The sequence below is a fragment of the Acidovorax sp. M2(2025) genome, from assembly GCF_049330835.1.
Classification (GTDB): Bacteria; Pseudomonadota; Gammaproteobacteria; order Burkholderiales; family Burkholderiaceae_C; genus Acidovorax.
The window spans coordinates 1878410-1894982 of the sequence record NZ_CP186262.1 but is presented as its reverse complement, the minus strand read 5'-3'; the positions used below and the strand labels follow the sequence as shown (position 1 = coordinate 1894982).

At 67.6% G+C, this 16573-nt stretch carries 18 protein-coding genes; 6 read left to right on the top strand and 12 right to left on the bottom strand.

Annotation, left to right across the window (positions count from 1 at the left end; genetic code table 11):
• Positions 1-21: 21 nt before the first annotated feature.
• The 6 genes from ACOYR3_RS08705 to ACOYR3_RS08680 all read right to left on the bottom strand — a co-directional run bounded on the left by ACOYR3_RS08705 (position 22) and on the right by ACOYR3_RS08680 (position 4333).
• A complete protein-coding gene (locus tag ACOYR3_RS08705) occupies positions 22-936 on the bottom strand; it encodes a DUF3014 domain-containing protein (RefSeq protein WP_422846050.1) in 915 nt (304 codons plus the stop codon).
• Between the two features lie 173 nt (positions 937-1109).
• Positions 1110-1784, bottom strand: coding sequence for an alpha/beta hydrolase (locus ACOYR3_RS08700; protein WP_422846049.1), 675 nt, complete (start codon positions 1782-1784; stop codon positions 1110-1112).
• Between the two features lie 58 nt (positions 1785-1842).
• On the bottom strand, positions 1843-2661 hold the full coding sequence (locus tag ACOYR3_RS08695) for a DODA-type extradiol aromatic ring-opening family dioxygenase (RefSeq protein ID WP_422846048.1): 819 nt from the start codon (positions 2659-2661) through the stop codon (positions 1843-1845).
• A gap of 129 nt (positions 2662-2790) precedes the next feature.
• On the bottom strand, positions 2791-3198 hold the full coding sequence (arfB, locus tag ACOYR3_RS08690) for an alternative ribosome rescue aminoacyl-tRNA hydrolase ArfB (protein WP_422846047.1): 408 nt from the start codon (positions 3196-3198) through the stop codon (positions 2791-2793).
• A gap of 41 nt (positions 3199-3239) precedes the next feature.
• Positions 3240-3716 (bottom strand): type II 3-dehydroquinate dehydratase, encoded by a 477-nt coding sequence (gene aroQ, locus ACOYR3_RS08685; protein WP_422846046.1) that lies wholly within the window; start codon positions 3714-3716, stop codon positions 3240-3242.
• 278 nt (positions 3717-3994) lie between these two features.
• Positions 3995-4333: a hypothetical protein gene (locus ACOYR3_RS08680; RefSeq protein ID WP_422846045.1), complete on the bottom strand. Its 339-nt coding sequence runs from the start codon at positions 4331-4333 to the stop codon at positions 3995-3997.
• A 171-nt stretch (positions 4334-4504) separates the two neighbouring features.
• On the opposite strand from ACOYR3_RS08680, the gene ACOYR3_RS08675 reads away from it, so the two are divergent.
• Positions 4505-6340 (top strand): glutamine--tRNA ligase/YqeY domain fusion protein, encoded by a 1836-nt coding sequence (locus ACOYR3_RS08675; protein ID WP_422846044.1) that lies wholly within the window; start codon positions 4505-4507, stop codon positions 6338-6340.
• A gap of 82 nt (positions 6341-6422) precedes the next feature.
• On the opposite strand, the gene ACOYR3_RS08670 is transcribed toward ACOYR3_RS08675, so the two are convergent.
• Positions 6423-6731, bottom strand: a complete 309-nt coding sequence (locus tag ACOYR3_RS08670; protein ID WP_422846043.1) for a single-stranded DNA-binding protein — start codon at positions 6729-6731, stop codon at positions 6423-6425.
• A 219-nt stretch (positions 6732-6950) separates the two neighbouring features.
• On the opposite strand from ACOYR3_RS08670, the gene ACOYR3_RS08665 reads away from it, so the two are divergent.
• Entirely contained in the window at positions 6951-7163 is a 213-nt protein-coding gene (locus tag ACOYR3_RS08665) for a hypothetical protein (protein WP_422846042.1), read from the top strand.
• Positions 7164-7319: 156 nt separating this feature from the next.
• Here the strand turns inward: ACOYR3_RS08665 and ACOYR3_RS08660 are convergent, their stop codons facing one another.
• Positions 7320-8285 carry a M14 family metallopeptidase gene (locus tag ACOYR3_RS08660; RefSeq protein ID WP_422846041.1) on the bottom strand — a complete coding sequence of 322 codons (966 nt, stop codon included), beginning with the start codon at positions 8283-8285 and terminating at the stop codon, positions 7320-7322.
• A gap of 163 nt (positions 8286-8448) precedes the next feature.
• Here ACOYR3_RS08660 and ACOYR3_RS08655 point away from each other — a divergent pair, with 163 nt between their 5' ends.
• From ACOYR3_RS08655 to ACOYR3_RS08645, 3 genes are all read left to right on the top strand, one after another.
• Positions 8449-8775: a hypothetical protein gene (locus ACOYR3_RS08655; protein ID WP_422846040.1), complete on the top strand. Its 327-nt coding sequence runs from the start codon at positions 8449-8451 to the stop codon at positions 8773-8775.
• 142 nt (positions 8776-8917) lie between these two features.
• Complete coding sequence (locus ACOYR3_RS08650; RefSeq protein WP_422846039.1) at positions 8918-9235, top strand: DUF2322 family protein; 318 nt, start codon at positions 8918-8920, stop codon at positions 9233-9235.
• A 276-nt stretch (positions 9236-9511) separates the two neighbouring features.
• A complete protein-coding gene (locus tag ACOYR3_RS08645) occupies positions 9512-9985 on the top strand; it encodes an SRPBCC family protein (RefSeq protein WP_422846038.1) in 474 nt (157 codons plus the stop codon).
• 34 nt (positions 9986-10019) lie between these two features.
• Here the strand turns inward: ACOYR3_RS08645 and ACOYR3_RS08640 are convergent, their stop codons facing one another.
• Positions 10020-10802 (bottom strand): transporter substrate-binding domain-containing protein, encoded by a 783-nt coding sequence (locus ACOYR3_RS08640; protein WP_422846037.1) that lies wholly within the window; start codon positions 10800-10802, stop codon positions 10020-10022.
• 175 nt (positions 10803-10977) lie between these two features.
• Between ACOYR3_RS08640 and ACOYR3_RS08635 the strand changes: the two genes are divergently transcribed.
• The gene (locus tag ACOYR3_RS08635; RefSeq protein WP_291488389.1) at positions 10978-11229 is read left to right on the top strand and encodes a hypothetical protein; all 252 of its coding nucleotides are present in this window, start codon (positions 10978-10980) and stop codon (positions 11227-11229) included.
• 91 nt (positions 11230-11320) lie between these two features.
• On the opposite strand, the gene ACOYR3_RS08630 is transcribed toward ACOYR3_RS08635, so the two are convergent.
• From ACOYR3_RS08630 to ACOYR3_RS08620, 3 genes are all read right to left on the bottom strand, one after another.
• Positions 11321-13921 (bottom strand): IPTL-CTERM sorting domain-containing protein, encoded by a 2601-nt coding sequence (locus ACOYR3_RS08630; protein WP_422846036.1) that lies wholly within the window; start codon positions 13919-13921, stop codon positions 11321-11323.
• Between the two features lie 137 nt (positions 13922-14058).
• A complete protein-coding gene (locus ACOYR3_RS08625) occupies positions 14059-14790 on the bottom strand; it encodes a LuxR family transcriptional regulator (RefSeq protein WP_422846035.1) in 732 nt (243 codons plus the stop codon).
• A 343-nt stretch (positions 14791-15133) separates the two neighbouring features.
• Positions 15134-16426: a phospholipase D-like domain-containing protein gene (locus tag ACOYR3_RS08620; protein ID WP_422846034.1), complete on the bottom strand. Its 1293-nt coding sequence runs from the start codon at positions 16424-16426 to the stop codon at positions 15134-15136.
• Positions 16427-16573: the final 147 nt, after the last annotated feature.

The following is a 16573-nucleotide window of genomic DNA, read 5'->3' as shown; positions in this document are numbered from 1 at the left end:
GCGCTCCCAGCGCCGCGCCATTCAGCGCTGTGGCCGGGGCGAAAGCTCGCCCGTCGCCACGCGCTGGCGCAGCGCGCGGATCAGCGCCTTGGCGCGGGCCTCGTTCTCGGGGCCCATGCGCACAAGCATCTTCTGCCCGCTGGAGAGGGCCTGCAGCGCCGGGTCTTCAAACTCGTAGCGCACCCACGGGCGCGGGTCGGCCAACTCGGTGTTCACGGGCAGCAGCTTCACGCGCACCGGGCCGCGGGGCTCCGGCGCCAGCAGCAGGTGGTCCAGCACGGCCACCAGGCGGTCGTTGAAGTAGCCGCGGGGAAAGCCCAACTCCTCGTACGCCTGCTGGAACAGCGGGTACAGCCGCGCATACAGCGCCACGGCCGCGTCCAGCGGCACCGCCTCTGCAAAGGCCAGCGCGGCGCGGTAGCGGGCGGCGTTGGCAGCGGCAATCGGCGCAGGCGCATCGCCGGGGCCATCCACCAGGAACCGGTCGCGCAGCGGCTGCACCGGCCACATGCGCGCGGGCGCCTGGGCGCGCCCCAGGTTGTCCACCGTGGCGACGGTGCGGCGAATGAAGCCCTCGGTCTGCAAGAAGGCGGCCACCTGCCCCGGGCCCAGCAGTTCATTCAGCAGCGCGGTGACGCGCCCGTCGGACTCCGCCAGCGCCGGCAGGGCGGCATCGGCCGGTGCCAGCGCATCCACCGGGTTCTGGGGGCCGGAGGCGGGCGAGGCAGGCTCGGGGGCGGGTTCGGCTGCTGGGGGCGCAGGCGCAGACGCTACGGGCGGTGGTGGCGCGGCGGGCAGCGGCTCGGCCTGGCGCTGCCAGAACCACCAAGCGCCCGCCGCAGCCACCGCACACACCGCCACCGTGGCGGCAACCCAGGCCGCGGCGGGCGTGCGCTCGGGCGCGGGGCGGAATTCTGCGGTGTCGTGCTCGGGCATGGGATGGGTCTCCGGGTCATCAAGGAACACTCCGTGCGAGCCTGCGCGGCGCCCGGTGTTCCCATCTTTGCATCCCTCCACGCGGAAAGGACGTCCGCAACCATTGCAACCCAGCCCCTGGTCCGGCCCGTAACACCGTGTAGATCAACGGGGTGCGGGCGGGGCCTGCCCCGTCAGAACGCTGCGGGCGCGGTGGTGGACAGCGACTCCAGCCACGCCACGGTGGCCGCCAGCTCGGAGGGGCGGATTTCGTGGGCGCTGGGAAATTCGTGGTACTCCACCGCCACGGGCAGCGGAGCCATGTGGTGGGCAATGGCCTGCGCGTGGGCCAGCGGAATCACGTTGTCGTGCGTGCCATGGCTGAGCCACAGGCGCTTGCCCCGCAGCGCATCGGCCGGCGCCGCGTGCGGCAGCACCTGCTGCAACAGCCGGCTGTGCCAGACCAGGGCCGCGTGCATCAGCTGCGGCCGCGTCAGCAGCAGCGACAGCGCCATGATGCCGCCCTGGCTGAAGCCCCCCACCACCACGCGCTCGGGCGGAATGCCCAGCTGCTCGGCCGCGGCGGCCACGGCCTGCGCAGCCAGGGCCCGGCTCTGGGCCTCCTGCTCCGCGTTGATCGAACGGTCGCCGTTGGGCTCGATGGAGAAATCAAACCAGGCATGCGAGCCCGGCCCCATGCGGAACGGAGCCCGCAGGCTGACCACGTGGAAGCGTTCCGGAATCTGCGGTGCGAGGCCGAACAAGTCCTGCTCGTTGCTGCCCACACCGTGCATCAGCACCAGCAGCCAGGGGCGGGGCGTGGTCGCGGCAGCGGGGCGCTGCAAGAAAGTGAGCGGTAGGTGAAGCATGGTGAAGCGCCAGGGTCTGTGGACTGCAGTTCAGAGGGGTGGAAGGCCGTGGACCGCGTCAATGCACCGGTTCCAGTGCAAACGCATCCATCGCCAGCATGCTGTACATCACTTCGCGACTCAAGTAGTTTGCGTGCAAATCGTCACCGGCGGCACCCAGCGCAAAGAATAGGGGCAGGAAATGGTCTTCGGTGGGGTGCGCGCGGGCGGCGTGCGGCGCCTGGCTGCGGTAGTTGAGCAAGGCGGGCAGGTCGCGCCGCGCCAGGGCGTCCTCGATCCAGCGGCTGAACGCCACCACGTAGGGCGCAGGCTCGCGCGCGCCGCCGAAAAACTCGGCCAGATTGTGCGTCATGCTGCCCGAGCCCACCACCAGCACGCCCTGGCTGCGCAGGCTGCGCAAGGCAGCGCCCAGCGCGTACACCTCGGCCGGGCCGGCGCCCACCGGCAGGGCTACCTGCACGACCGGCACGTCCGCCTGGGGGAACAGGTGCATCAGCGGCACCCAGGCGCCGTGGTCGAACGGCCGGGCGGCATCTCCCCCAGCCGCCACGCCGGCGGCCTGCAGCAATGCCAGCACTTCTTGCGCCAGGGCGGGCGAGCCCGGCGCGGGGTACTGCAGCTCGTAAAGCGCGGGTGGAAACCCGCCGAAGTCGTGCCAAGTGGCCGGCTGCGGCCCCGTCATGACCTGGACCGAACGCGCCATCCAGTGGGGCGACATCACCACAATGCCGCGCAAACCCGGGTGCTGCGCCCGCAGGCTGCTGCCCCACTGGGTGAGCGCGGGCCCGGTCGTCCCGGCGTCCAGGGCAAACAATGGGGCTCCGTGCGAGACAAACAACGCAGGGAGCGGGACGGTAACGGAGGGTGTGGCAGACATGGCGATTCCAAGGTGAATGCCTTGAATGTAGGGTGTCTGCCAGACGCTACCAAGCCCTGCACGGCGGACAGATTGTTCCAGCAGCGATGCCAATGGCCCCGATGCCGTGGGCAGGCGGCGCCCTTGGGGTCAGCCTCCCGCGTCCCGCACGCGGCCGCGCAGCGCCTTGGTCTGCCCGCGCTGGGCCTTGCCCTGCAACCGGCGCCGCTGGGAGCCCAGGGTCGGCCGGGTGGCGCGGCGCACCCGGGGCGGCAGGGCCACCGAATCCACCAGGGCCTGCAGCCGCGCCAGCGCATCGGCCCGGTTCTGCTCCTGGCTGCGGTACTGCTGGGCCTTGATGACCACCACTCCATCCTGGGTGATGCGGTGGTCCCGCAGGGCAAGCAGGCGCTGCTGGACCGGCTCCGGCAGTGAGGAGGCCCGCACGTCAAAGCGCAGCTGCACCGCGGTGGAGACCTTGTTGACGTTCTGCCCGCCCGGGCCCTGGGCGCGCAGGGCCGTGAACTCCACCTCGTGCTCGGGCACCTGCAACGCCATCCGCGGCTCCGGCATCGCAGCGCCCCTGTTCCGGCCCGGGGTCAGCCCGCGGGCTGCGCCAGCATTTGGGCCAAGCCGTCGATCGCCAGCCCGTAGCCCAGCACGCCAAACCCGCACATCACCGCCTTGGCCGCAGCGGCCATGTACGAATGGTGGCGGTACGACTCGCGGGCGTGCACATTGCTGATGTGCAACTCGATCAGCGTGATGCCCGTGCCCTTGATCGCATCGTGCAGCGCAATGCTGGTGTGCGTGTAGGCGCCTGCGTTCAGGACGACGCCCGCCAATTCGCCCGCCGCGTGCAACCGGCCGGCTTCGTGGATCCAGTCCACCAGCGCGCCTTCGTGGTTGCTTTGGTGAAACCGCAGCGCCAGGCCGTGGCGCTCGCACGCCTGGGTGCAGAGCTTTTCCACGTCGCCCAGTGTTTGCGCGCCGTAGACCGCAGGCTCGCGCGTGCCCAGCAGGTTCAAGTTGGGGCCGTTGAGGACAAAAACCGTCTTTTTCGTTGCTGATGACATGCGTGCACTCCGGAGCAAGGCGCCCGACCATGCGGGCCACTGGTGAAGCCGAGGATTATGCTGCGCACGCTGGGCCCCACCCCGTCCAGCCGCCCCCAGTGGACGAAACGCGTCCAGAGCCCCAAGAAAAAGAAAAGCGGCCCCAAGGGGCCGCAGGCAAAGGACAGCGGTGCCGCACCCGGTCTTTCGCAAGGCAAAGGGCTGGGCGCGCCGCCTGTGGGGGTTGCGCGCCCGCTATCCCGCGACTTCGGCGCCCCACCAACGGGGCGCCGGGTGGGTCAACGGTCCCAGCGGCCGTAGCCGTAACCGTGGTGGTGGTGATGGTGGCGGGGGCCGCCACCGCGGTAGTACACCACCGCGGGCGGCGGCGCATAGTAGGCCGGGGGCGCGTAGTACACGGGCCGCGGGGGCGGCGCGTAGTACACCGGGGGCGGCGGAGCCACATACACCGGGGCGGGTGCGTAGTAGCCATTGCTGGCCCCCACCACCACGCCGGGCACGCCAATACCTACGGACCAACTCACGTCGCGGGCCTGGGCTGCGCCCGAACCGGCCAGCAAAGCCAGCGCCACGCCAGCCGCACCGGCCAGGGCATAGATAGAACGGGTTTTCGTCATGGACATCTCCTGTTTGAGCGAGGGCAGCCAGCCAACGGACTCACCTCACCGGTATCTAACGCTTCAAATGTCAAAAAGGATGGCATAAAAACGTCTTTACGTTGTTTCCGGACGTACACGCCCTTGTTTCCATGCGTAAAGCGTCACGAAACCGCCGCCTAAAATGGCCGCATGAGCACCCCGACCTCCGCCAACACCCCCTCCGCCGCAGCCGCCGAAGCGACGGAAGCCGTCAAACCGAGCAATTTCTTACGCCAGATCATCGAGCACGACCTGGCCAACGGCACCTATGCCAGCCGCCGCTGGGCCGGCACGCCCGGCGATGCCGCCCACCACGCCCAGGGCGAGCCCGACCCCGCCAAGATCCGCACCCGCTTTCCGCCCGAGCCCAACGGCTACCTCCACGTGGGCCACGCCAAGAGCATCTGCCTGAACTTCGGCCTGGCGCGCGACTACGGCGGCGTGTGCCACCTGCGCTTTGACGACACCAACCCCGAAAAAGAAGACACCGAGTACGTCAACAGCATCATCGACGCCGTGCAATGGCTGGGTTTTGACTGGGCCCAGCCCGGCCAGCCCCCCGGCAGCGCCGCGCCCTACCAGGCCAGCGACTACTTCGACTTCATGTACCGCGCAGCCGAATACCTGATCGAAGCCGGCCACGCCTACGTGGACGAGCAAACGCCCGAGGAAATGCGCGCCAACCGGGGCGACTTCGGCAAGCCCGGCGTGGACAGCCCCTTCCGCACCCGCACGCCCGCGGAAAACCTTGCGCGTTTCCGCGAAATGCGCGACGGCCAGCTGGCCGACGGTGCCGCCGTGCTGCGCGCCAAGATCGACATGGCCAGCCCCAACATCAACCTGCGCGACCCGGCCATCTACCGCATCCGCCGCGCCACGCACCACAACACGGGCGACAAGTGGTGCATCTACCCCATGTACACCTACGCGCACCCCATCGAGGACGCGCTGGAGCAGATCACCCACAGCATCTGCACGCTGGAGTTTGAAGACCAGCGCCCCTTCTACGACTGGCTGATGGAACGCCTGATCGAAGGCTGCCTGCTGGCATCGCCCCCGCCCCGGCAGTACGAATTTGCGCGCCTGAACCTCACCTACGTCATCACCAGCAAGCGCAAACTGGCCCAGCTGGTCAACGAAGGCAAGGTGGGCGGCTGGGACGACCCCCGCATGCCCACCATCGTGGGCCTGCGCCGCCGCGGCTACACGCCCGAAGCCATTCAGCTCTTTGCCGAACGCATTGGCGTCACCAAGAGCGACAGCTGGATCGACTACAGCACCCTGGAAGGCTGCCTGCGCGAGGACCTGGAAGCCAAGGCCCACCGCGGCATGGCCGTGCTCGACCCCGTGAAGCTTGTGCTGACCAACTGGGACGACGTGATGGGCGCGGGCCACCTGGAGCCCTGCCAGCTGCCCGCCCTGCCCCACCCACCCGAGGGCACCGAATCGCCCGTCCGCCACTTCACCATCGGCAAGGAAGTGTGGATCGAGCGCGAGGACTTCGCCGAAGTGCCGCCCAAGGGCTACAAACGCCTCTTCCCCGGCAACAAGGTGCGCCTGAAGGGCGGCTACGTCATTGAGTGCACCGGCTGCACCAAGGACGCCGCCGGCACCATCACCGAAGTGCTGGCCACCGTGGTGCCCGACACCAAGAGCGGCACCCCCGGCGCCGACAGCGTGAAGGTCAAGGCTGCCATCACCTGGGTGGGCGTGGCCGACGGCGTGAACGCCGAGGTGCGCATGTACGACCGCCTGTTCAGCGACGCGCACCCCGACGCGGGCGGCAAGAATTTCCTGGAAAGCCTGAACCCGAGCAGCCTGAAGGTGGTGACGGCCATCGTGGAGCCGTCATTGGCCAACGCCAAGCCGGATGACAAGTTCCAGTTTGAGCGCCACGGCTACTTTGTGGCCGACCGGGTGGATCACCAGGCGGGGAAGCCGGTGTTCAATCTCGCGGTGGGGCTGAAGGATTCTTGGGGAAAGTGATTCACCCCACAAAATCAGGGATGGTCGGCCGAGTCTGAGACTCGCCGACCTCCTCCAGCTCGGCGTTTTCACACGGCCCGGCTCAGGCTTCCCCCTGCGCCTGCACCGTCAATACCCTGGCAGCCACCATGTCCAGCGCGGGCCGGGTGTTGCCCTGCTTGTCCGCCCACACCTTGGGGGTGAGCGCGCCTGCCAGGGCCACGGAGTCGCCGTCGTTCAGCGCCAGCAGCGCGGCGCAGGCTGCGGGGGCAAAGGCGATGACGTTGACGAGCACCGGCTCGCCATCGCCGGCGGCGGCCCGCACCTTGGCCACCACAAAGTGCGTGGCGTTCTTGCCCTCTCGCATTTCCGCCACACCCACCAGACTACCCGCCACGAGGCCATCGATCACATCATTTCCTTGGTTGCTACAGCTGCCCCGAGCCTAATGGATGGGACGGCCTGAAAGAGCCGCCGTGGCGTGAATCCCCCGGTGGCAACGGCCGGTGGCCAGGCGACCGACCGTCATTTGCTATATTTTTCATAGCTGCTTGCGCTTGACCAGCTTGCCCTGGAGGCCATTTCAACGCCCTACTGCGCCTGCCGCCCGGTTTGCGCTACAAACACCGCCATGCCCACGCCCCTTTCCGCGCCGCCGACATTCGCCCCCACCTACGGCCCGGTGCCGCCCGGCCCGCTCGCGGGGCCGCTGCGGCTGCTGCCCGTGAGCGCGGGGGCCATGGCGGTACACACGGCCACGGGCGCACACGTGGGCTCGCTCAAGCTGGTCGGCGGGGTGTGGAAGTTCAAGGCCATGGGCTACGACGCGGCCGGCCGCATGTAACCCGGCCATGGCCCGCTGACGGACCAGCACAACATGCCGTTTGCCGCGCTCGATGAGGCCGAGGTCAGCGCCCGGTTGCTGAGCGCGCCGGGGATGCCCGGATAGGCGGAGACGGCGCACCGGCGCCGCGCAGGTGCCGGGACGGCGCCAACCCACTCAGGGGTGCTGCGCCCCAGCCAGCACGAAGGCCACCGCCGCACGCACTGCGGCCACCTGGGCCTCGATGCACTGCTCTGGCGTGGCGCGCGGGCTGTCCGGGTACACCTCTGTCGTGGTGGTGTAGCGCGCGCCGCTGATGCCCGCGCACAGGCCCCACTGCTTCATCGGGTAGTGGATGACGCCTGGGGCCACCACGGGCGAGCCGATGATTTCGTTCTTCTCGTCGGCCGGCGCAATGTGCGTCACGCGGCGGACGGCTTCGATGAGGGCCTGCTGGAAGGCGGGCTGCGGGTTCTCGGTGTCGTCCACCAGGTAGAAGCCGTCGGGGATGCTGCCGGGCTCGAACACCTTGCCATCGCGCGCGGCCACGGCCGGGCGGTATTCGGATTCATCGGTGTCGGTGGTTTCGTGCAGATCGATGTGGGCGCTCCACTGGCCGCGCAGCGGGGCCACCAGGCGCATGAGGGCGGCGGACTCCTGCGCGGGCGAGCCAGGGCGGAAGCAGCGGTTGGGATCCAGGGCGTCAAAGTTCCAGCGCTGGATGCGCTCATAGGCCCAGGGGCTGACGCAGGGCACGATCAGCAGGTTGGCGCGGCCCGTCCATTCGCCGGCATGCTGCTGCGCAAACCGCAGCGCGCCGTGCACGCCGCTGGTTTCGTAGCCGTGCACGCCGCCCGTCACCAGCACGCCGGGCAGGCCGGGTTGCCAAGGGCGGCTGCGCAGCGCCTGCAGGGGGAAGCGCTCGGGCGCGTGATCGGGGGCGGCGCAGACGACCTCGCCGTAGGCCTGCACCTCCCAGTCGCCGCGCAGGGCCTCGATGGCGCGGAGCACGTCGTCCGCATAGCTGCGCTGGCGCACCTGGCGGGCGCGCCACTGGGCGCGCTCCGCATCGCCCCAGGGTTGGCCGGGCATGCCGATGGGATAGAAGAAGGACGGGGAAGGCGGCGGTGCAACTGCTGGCATGGGGGCGAAGGGTTGTGATCAGGCCTGGGGCCCGCGCAGAATACGCCATGGGCCCGTGGCAGCCCGGGTTGCCGGTATTTCTTGGGGCCCGGAACCCGCCCGGCCCGCGCGCCAAGTCCCCACAGCTTGGCACACGAACCGCCCCAGCCGCCTTTGCAATCCCATGGCCCGCCGCCCCCACCACCACGTCTATGTCGTCGAGTTGTCCCAGGACGTGCTGCGGGAACCGCGCTTTCGCAGGTGCAACCCCGGCTACGTGGACGGCAAGCCGTGCGTGTATGTGGGCATGACGGGGCTGGACCCGGACGTGCGCTTTGACAAGCACAAGGCGGGCATCCAGGCCAACCGGTTTGTGCAGCAGTACGGCCTGCGGCTGCTGCCGGATCTGTACGAGGGCTTCAACCCCATGCCCTACCAGGAGGCGGTGGACCGGGAGATCGAGATCGGCATCGACCTGCGCTCGGCCGGGTTTGGGGTATGGCAGGCGTAGGCGGGCGCGCCGCGACGCCAGGGCCACCCGCACCCGGCATCGCGTAAGATGCGCCCGGGCGCCAGAATGCTCACTTTTTCATAGCTGCCTGCGCTTTCCTGCAAAGCGCCAGGGGCATATTTCAATCACCCTTTTGAACACCATGAACTTTGCAGACCGACTGACGCAACTTCCCTCCGCCAGCCACCTCGCTGCGCTGCACCTGCTGGGGGCGGACGGCCAGGCGCTCGCCACCCTGGAGAACAAGCCCGGCCAGGCAGGTTCGCTGGCAGTCTACGCCGCACTGGCGGCACTGTACGGCGGGCGCATCACGCCGGCCGCCGCCAGCCTGGGGCTGGAGTGGTACGGCGAACATGTGGCAGACGCGCAGGCGTTTCCGGGCAAGCACCCCAATATCGACCGGCTGCTGGCCTGGGCCGGTGGCATCGAGAGCTTCGCAGTGCGCACCGTGGCGGCCTGACAGGCCGGACTCCCAAAAAGCTTGCCCGGCTGGGGATGCCCTGCACGCATTGAGCGGCCAAGTGCGCTGCTGCGGGTTGGCGTGGGCTGCACGGCGCAAGCCCGAGACCGCCGATGCACGCGGCGCGACGATTCGTGCAGAAGATCCCTGGGACGCCCCGTTGTCGAAACCGGTCCGCCCTGATCGTCGTAGGGGTGTGGGCGCACGAAACCCGGGTGGAGGCACTGCGGCCCACAATGGTTTGGTGCCCCGCCGTCCAACCTTTTGGAGACCCCTATGACGACTCCCGACACCGCCACCGCCACCGCCACCGGCACCGTGACGCTGCACCGCGTGCTGCGCGCTCCGGCCGAGCGCATCTACCGCGCGTTTCTGGACCCCGACGCCATGGGCAAATGGCTGCCGCCGCATGGCTTTACCGGCCGGGTGCTGAGCCTGGACGCCCGGGTGGGCGGCAGCTACCGCATGCAGTTCACCAACTTCAGCAACGGCCAGACGCATGCGTTTGGCGGCGAATATGTGGAGCTGGTGCCGGGCGAGCGCATCGTGCACACCGACCGTTTTGACGACCCGAACCTGCCGGGCGAGATGCGCACCACCATCGCGCTGCGCAAGGTGCTGGTGGGCACCGAGGTCTCCATCGTCCAGGCGGGCATCCCGGCGGTGATTCCCACCGAGGCGTGCTACCTGGGCTGGCAGGAATCGCTGCAGCTGCTGGCGCAGCTGGTGGAGCCGGAAATCCCGGGCTGACGGTTCCTCCCGCATTCACCGTTCAGCAGCGACCTCACTTCAACCACTTCGTCGCGGCCTGCTGGATGGCCCCGCGGCTGTCCACCAGGCCCCACACAAAGCCCATCACCCGCACGTAGTCGGCATCGTCGGTGGGCAGCATGAAGCCCAGGTAGTTCTTGGGCGTGAGGGGCGCGTCCACGAACGCTGCGGCCAGGCGCGGGTCGGCCTTGGCGTAGTGCAGGGCCTCGTAGGTCTCGGTGATCATCACGTCGCCCTTGCCCTCGGCAATCAGCGCGGGAATCTCGGCGTTCTTGTCGTGCGTGCTGACCTGCGCGGCCTTCAGGTTGTTCTGCACATAGGTCTCGTTGGTGCCGCCGGGGTTTTTGATGACGCGCACGGTGGGCTGGTTCAGGGCGTCCACGCTGGTGTACTTGGCCTTGTCGGCCGCGCGCACCAGGGCCACTTTGCCAAAGGGCGCGTAACCCGGCAGCATGTCAAAGAGGCGCATGCGGTTGACGTTGCGGGTGATGCCGCCCACGGCCACATCGAACTTGTCGGCCTGCAGGTCCTTGACCAGGTTGGGCCAGGTGGTGGGCACGTATTCGATCTTCACCCCCAGTTCCTTGGCCATGGTTTCGATCACGTCGATGTCATGGCCGCTGTAGCCTGCGTCGGTCTTGATGGCAAACGGACGGTAGTCGCCCGGTGTACCGACCCGCAAGACCTTGGCGTCCAGGATCTTGTCGAGCCGGGGCCCGGCGTGCGCCGCCTGCGCGAGCGCCAGGCAGGCCACGACGGCAGCTGCCACCGATGCCAGGGTTTTCTTTGCGTTCATGGTCCAGGGTCCTCCAGAAGTTGCGGGAATCATTGCGGTGAAAAAAGCGCCGCGGAGCGCGGGTGCGTGCACGGCAGCTGCAATCACCGTGCCACACTGGCAGCGTACACAGAAAACCCCGCCCGGGCAGCGAAATGCGTTACCCTGCCCGCCCACTTCACCAGGAGCTAGCACCATGGCCAAGAAACTCACCGTCACCATCCAGCTTGAAATGACCGTGCCCGACGACTGGCAGCTGGCCGACACGTCCGAAGGCACGCCCGTGCTGCAACTGTCGGATGGCCGCTACATGGACATCGCCGTGGAGCCGCTGTTTGCCACCGACCCCGAAGACATGTGGAGCAGCACCGACGACGAGGAGGTGCTGGACGAGATCATGGAGATGGTGGAAAGCGAAGCCGTCACCTACGAGTTTGCGGCGCAGTAAAAAAAGCAAAAGCGTGCCAGGCACGCTTTTACGGAGTTGCCGGCCAACGGCGGAGGGCCAGATGGCCCACGGCCGTTGGCGCTGAGGATTCCTAGCGCGCCGCCCGGTAGCGCCGCACCCGGCCCGCGCCCAGCAAGCCCAGCGCAGCCACCAGCGCGATCTGGCCCCATTGCGACAGGGTGGGTATCGCCGCCGGCCCGGCAGCCGCCAGAACCGCCGGGCCGCCCGGGTCGGTGATCAGGCTGTTCGCGGTCAGGTCGTCATCGCCCGCGCCACCGTCGGTCAGCGTCAGGGTGACGGTGTTGCCGCTGATGGTGGCACCGGGGAACGGATACCAGTGGGCAACCGGGTTGCCCGACGTTTTGCCGTATTTCCAGTACACGGCGTTCGCGGGCAAGGCCGTGGGGTAGGTGATGGTCACGGTGGCGCTGGTGCCTGCTGTCCCGGTATCGAGCTGCAGATCCAGCAACCCATGCGGAAACGTGTAGCCGCTGGGGCCCGTGCCGGCGGCCGACGCGACAGAGACGAAGCCGGCGCTGCGCACCTGCCATGCCGTGCCGCCGCTGGAGTTCGTGAGCTCCAGGCGCCCCAGGCCCGAGCCAGTCGCCGTGGTGCCGTTGGGGGCCGAGCAGTTGGCCGTGCTGCCGGCGCTGGTGCATGTCCAGGTCCACGGGGACCCCGCCGTGACCGCGCTGGCCATGCCCACCTGGCACAGACCGGTGCCAGACGGCGCGAACACCGTGGGCGCGTTGGCGGACGCGCCGCAGCTGGCGCCGGCGCTGGTGGTAAGGCTCTGGGGGGCAGAAGCCCCCCACCCCGAAGTGCCCGCGCCATTGATGCGCAGCAGATAGCCCGAGCTCGCGGACAGCCCCGTCACCGTCGCCGTGGTCGACGCCGGGGTAATGGCGGACTGGAGCGCGGCGGTGGTCCAGGTCGCCCCGCCATCGGACGACTGTTCAATGCGCACCCCGCTGGTGCCGGGGGCGTTGAAGCCCACCGTGGCCGTGGTTTCCGTTACCGTGCCCAGCGTCAGCACCGGCAGGCCGATGAGGTTGGACCACCCCACGTAGTTGGAGCCGCTGTCGCTGTCGTTGAGGCGGAAGTAATACCGGGTGGCCGGGTCCAGGCCCGACACCGTGAAGCTGGTGTTGGCCGCCGTCAAGGTGCCCGGCGGGGTCACGGTTGCGCTGCTCCAGGTGCTTCCATCGGTGGATTGTTCGACGACGAACGCACTCGTGTTGACGGCAGGCACCACGCCGCTGGCGAGCCCCAGGGTGGCCGTGGTGGCGGTGCGCGCGCTGAAGACCAGCAGCGGGTCGCTGTAGGCCAGCACGCTGTCGTTCTGGTCCTTGACGATGGAGATCCCGGGGCCATGCAGGCCGGGCGCCACCGTGTTGCTGTGGCCCGCCGTGAAGCCGGCCAGCCCCGGATCGGCAATCAGGCTGTAGCCGTTGACCGAGAATTCGCTGCCGGCCTGGTACGACTGCCACCCGCCCGTCAGCGACATGCTGGTGGAGCAATTGCTGATGACATTGCCGGTGATCGTGGCCTGGCTGCCCGGGAAAAAACCCACGGTGGCGATGCCCGCGCTGGTATACGAGTCGATGAGATGGGCCTGGTAGCCCGTGATGGTGTTGCCCGTGACCGTGGTCTGCCCGCCATACAGGTAGATGCCGTTCTCGAACCCGTCGGAAGACCGCAGGCGCTCTGGATGGGCCGTTCCGTGGAAGGTGTTGTCGGTGATGGAGGCACTCTGGCTGTTGTACAGGTGCACGGCATCCCGGAAGGCGTTGGTGCTTCCGAACGTGCTGCCGGCAACGCTCACCACCCCCTGGAAGTCGTAGTCGGCGTACACCCCATAGCTGAGATCGCCCACCGCCGCGTACAGCCCTTGGGCCTCGGCCAGGTTGTTCTGTGCCAGGAGCTGATCGTTCTTGAACCAGAAATTCTCGAACGCCACGTGGTCCAGGCTGGCCTGCGACGTCCCCGTCAGGAAGACGGCGCCAAAGATGCCGGTCAGGCCTTGCGCGTTGGTGGTGATCGCCGCGTTGCGCAACGTGAGGTTGCTGACCGCAAGGTTGCCCCCCGAGGTCACCAGCCAGAACAGGTTGCCCCGGTACCGGCGGTTGCTGCTGGCATCGGGCATGCCCAGGTGGAAGATGGTCTGGTTGTCATAGCCCTGCCCCATGCCGCCCAGCGCCTCAATGACGGCGCCGTTGCCCTGGATCGTCAGCGGCCGGTTGATTTCGGTGCCATAGATCTGGTAAGTCACCCCGCTGGACAGGTTGATGCTGGAGACCGTGGGATCGCTGAGGGCGGCACTCAGGGCTGAAGAATCGGCGGCGTTCACCGTGGCCCCAGGGGCCACATTGACCCCGACGGTGATGGTCCGGCTGGCGGTATCCACGCCGTCGCTCACCTCAATGGTGAAGGTGTCCGCACCCAGGTAGCCGGGCGCCGGCGTGTAGGCCACCGACCCGACAGGCAGCGTGACCAGGCTGCCGACCGTGCCGCAGATGCCGTTGGCGCAGCTGGAATTGGCGGTGGCGGGGAAGCCGCTGAGCGTTCCGTGCGCGGGCGCCGCCGTCACCGTCCAGGTCAGGGTCTGGTTCACATCGACGTCGCTGACGGCGAGCTGGTTGAGAAGGCTGGTGCCGCCGGGGTTGACGGTCAGCGCCGGCAAGCCGCCCACAAATGCGGGCGCCGCCGCCAAGGCCTCCCAGGATATTCCGATGCCAGGCAGCAAGCATAATGAATACGCAATCAGCCGGATTCGCAATTTTCGAATCATAATCCCTCCCTCCATATAAAATAATTTGACCCCAAATATCAAAGACCTATTATTTTCAGCGCCATCGCCTTCGCAATCATTTGCGATCTGTTTTCGGCATGCAGCTTCTCGCGAGAACTGTTGATATGCGAAATGACCGTTCTGGTCGTGATCTTGAGTTTTTTGCTGATTTCGGCATCGCGCATGCCCCGGGCGGCCAGTTGCAGGCACTGCAGTTCGCGGGGACTGATGGACCTCGGGAGATGCGTGGAGTGCACCTTCATGATTCGCTGCGCGGCCGAGTGCATATAGATTCCCAGCAGTTGGCCGTACGGAAGAATTTTCAAGGTCTCCTCGTATTCCGCGTCAGGATCGGCATCCTTGGCGATGCCCAGCCCGCCCACCGTCAAGCTGAACGACCCCACGGGAAACGCAGCCCCCGCCCGGACGCCGTAGCGCGACGAGGTTTCCAGAATTTCCTGCCTCTCAGGGGTATCAAAGTCAGCCTTGCGCCAGACGTAGGGCAGATCGCTGGCCAGCATGTGCAGCGACGGCGGGTCGATGCGGTACCACTGCCTCTCCTCGAATATATTCATATATTCCGGATCGTAGGTACCGAGAAAAAAAGCGAGAGGCTGCGGCGAGATGAATTCCTCTTTTCTCATCACCCCGTACATGAACCAATCAAACCCCAGCTTCTCGACCACCTTTTGCGAAAATTCTTTTAAACTGTCGAAATCTTGCGCATCGCGCACCGCTTCTAAGTCTCGATGTGAAATAGCAAAAGGCATGGAGCACTAAATAATCACAGCCAGGCAACCCAACACATTCTGCCAGACTTTACAAAATTTAATATTGTCAGAACTGACAGTGCGCCGCGCAGGGAAAAAAGCCCGGTTGGGGGCGATCTTGGGCGGCTGGGGACGGCCACCCGGCAGACCGGCAGCGCTTAAAAATGCGCACACGGACAAGCGCGACGGGCCGGATTCCATCGGCCTGATGTGCCCCCCTGTTCGCGTTGTGTTGCGTTGCGCAGGGCGGCAACAACGAACCACCCCTCTGTGCGCACAGCCCAGCGATGCCCTCTTCAGGGCCTGCCGCGCGCATCCAGCCGGGCACCCGCGCTTCGTTGCATCACAACTGTGATTCCAGCAACCCCGTGATCCGCTCGGCCAGCCGCTCCTTCAGCGGCCGGTTGAGCCAGCTCTCGTACGTCACGCGGCGCGAGCGTCGGATATCGTCCTCGAACACCTGGGTCTGCCGCTGCGCGAAGCCGGCGTCATAGACGTTCAGGTTGGCCTCATCGTTCAGCCGGAATGAGCGATTGTCGAAATTGGTCGAGCCCACGGACACCAGCCGCTGGTCCACGATCATGACCTTGCAGTGGTACATGGTGGGCCCGTATTCGTAGATTTCGGCGCCAGCCTGCAGCAGAGGGCCCCAGGTGGCGCGCGATGCGGCCTTGACCGTCTCGGTGTCGGTGTGCTCGCCGGGCGTGACCAGGCGGATGCGCACGCCCCGCGCCAGCGCGTCCATGAGCAGCTTGTGCGTGAGTTCATCGGGAACGAAGTACGCCACCGACAGGTCGATGCTGCGCTCGGCCGCGGTAATGGCCAGGTGGTACATCAGCTGCATGCTTTCGCTGCCGCTGGACGGCGAGCTGGAAAACATCTGCGCCTTGTGCGTGCCGACGCGCGGCAGCGGGGGAAAGTACCGGTCGCCATGCAGCACCCGGCCCGTGACCTTGAGCCAGTTGTCCAGAAACGTGGCCTGCATCTGCGCCACCGCCGGCCCGCGCACCAGGTAGTGCGAGTCACGCCAGTGCTGCGGGTCCTGCGCCCGGCCCGTCCATTCCGGCGCAATGCCCACCCCGCCCGTAAAGGCCACCTGCCCGTCCACCACCAGCAGCTTGCGGTGGGTGCGGTTGTTCATGCGGGCCCAGTTGTACCAGTGGGGCTTGTGGAACTTCTCGATCTGCACCCCCGCCTGCTTCATCTCGGTGAGGTAGCTCTCCTCCATCTTGGCGCTGCCCACCCAGTCCAGCAACACGTGCACGGGCACGCCGGCACGGGCGCGTTCGCTCAGCGCGTCGGCAAACTGCTTGCCAATGTCGCCCGACCAGTAGATGTAGGTTTCAAACGTCACGCTGTGGCGCGCGGCCCGGATGGCGGCAAGCATGGGCGGGAAGATCTGCTCGCCATTGAGCAGCTCGGTCACCTCGTTGCCGCCCACGATGCCCGGGCCCAGCAGGCTGCCCAGGGCCCGCTCGAACTGCGGGCTGGAGGCGTTGTACAGCCGCGGCAGCTGCTGCTGCACCTTCTTTTCGCCCGCCGTGAAGTTCAGTGCCAGCAGCACCAGCGCGCCCGTGGCCAGGGCGGTCAGCAAGACGGTGAGCAGGGTCAATCGGCGGCGGCCAGCGGCAGGCATGGGGCGATTGTGGGAGCCGCCCCGCCGCCCCGGTGTAGGCCGCCGCCGCCACTGTAGAGCAGCCCCGGCGCACGCCCCATGCGGGCCGCCGGGCGGGATGCCGTCCGGCGGCGGCACAATGGCGGGCCGGGCTGCGCACTGCAGCAC

Bases quoted from the DNA above. Each gene is read 5' to 3' on its own strand.
- ACOYR3_RS08705 (WP_422846050.1), bottom strand. From the start codon at position 936: ATGCCCGAGCACGACACCGCAGAATTCCGCCCCGCGCCCGAGCGCACG.
- ACOYR3_RS08700 (WP_422846049.1), bottom strand. From the start codon at position 1,784: ATGCTTCACCTACCGCTCACTTTCTTGCAGCGCCCCGCTGCCGCGACC.
- ACOYR3_RS08695 (WP_422846048.1), bottom strand. From the start codon at position 2,661: ATGTCTGCCACACCCTCCGTTACCGTCCCGCTCCCTGCGTTGTTTGTC.
- arfB (WP_422846047.1), bottom strand. From the start codon at position 3,198: ATGGCGTTGCAGGTGCCCGAGCACGAGGTGGAGTTCACGGCCCTGCGC.
- aroQ (WP_422846046.1), bottom strand. From the start codon at position 3,716: ATGTCATCAGCAACGAAAAAGACGGTTTTTGTCCTCAACGGCCCCAAC.
- ACOYR3_RS08680 (WP_422846045.1), bottom strand. From the start codon at position 4,333: ATGACGAAAACCCGTTCTATCTATGCCCTGGCCGGTGCGGCTGGCGTG.
- ACOYR3_RS08675 (WP_422846044.1), top strand. From the start codon at position 4,505: ATGAGCACCCCGACCTCCGCCAACACCCCCTCCGCCGCAGCCGCCGAA.
- ACOYR3_RS08665 (WP_422846042.1), top strand. From the start codon at position 6,951: ATGCCCACGCCCCTTTCCGCGCCGCCGACATTCGCCCCCACCTACGGC.
- ACOYR3_RS08660 (WP_422846041.1), bottom strand. From the start codon at position 8,285: ATGCCAGCAGTTGCACCGCCGCCTTCCCCGTCCTTCTTCTATCCCATC.
- ACOYR3_RS08655 (WP_422846040.1), top strand. From the start codon at position 8,449: ATGGCCCGCCGCCCCCACCACCACGTCTATGTCGTCGAGTTGTCCCAG.
- ACOYR3_RS08650 (WP_422846039.1), top strand. From the start codon at position 8,918: ATGAACTTTGCAGACCGACTGACGCAACTTCCCTCCGCCAGCCACCTC.
- ACOYR3_RS08645 (WP_422846038.1), top strand. From the start codon at position 9,512: ATGACGACTCCCGACACCGCCACCGCCACCGCCACCGGCACCGTGACG.
- ACOYR3_RS08640 (WP_422846037.1), bottom strand. From the start codon at position 10,802: ATGAACGCAAAGAAAACCCTGGCATCGGTGGCAGCTGCCGTCGTGGCC.
- ACOYR3_RS08635 (WP_291488389.1), top strand. From the start codon at position 10,978: ATGGCCAAGAAACTCACCGTCACCATCCAGCTTGAAATGACCGTGCCC.
- ACOYR3_RS08625 (WP_422846035.1), bottom strand. From the start codon at position 14,790: ATGCCTTTTGCTATTTCACATCGAGACTTAGAAGCGGTGCGCGATGCG.
- ACOYR3_RS08620 (WP_422846034.1), bottom strand. From the start codon at position 16,426: ATGCCTGCCGCTGGCCGCCGCCGATTGACCCTGCTCACCGTCTTGCTG.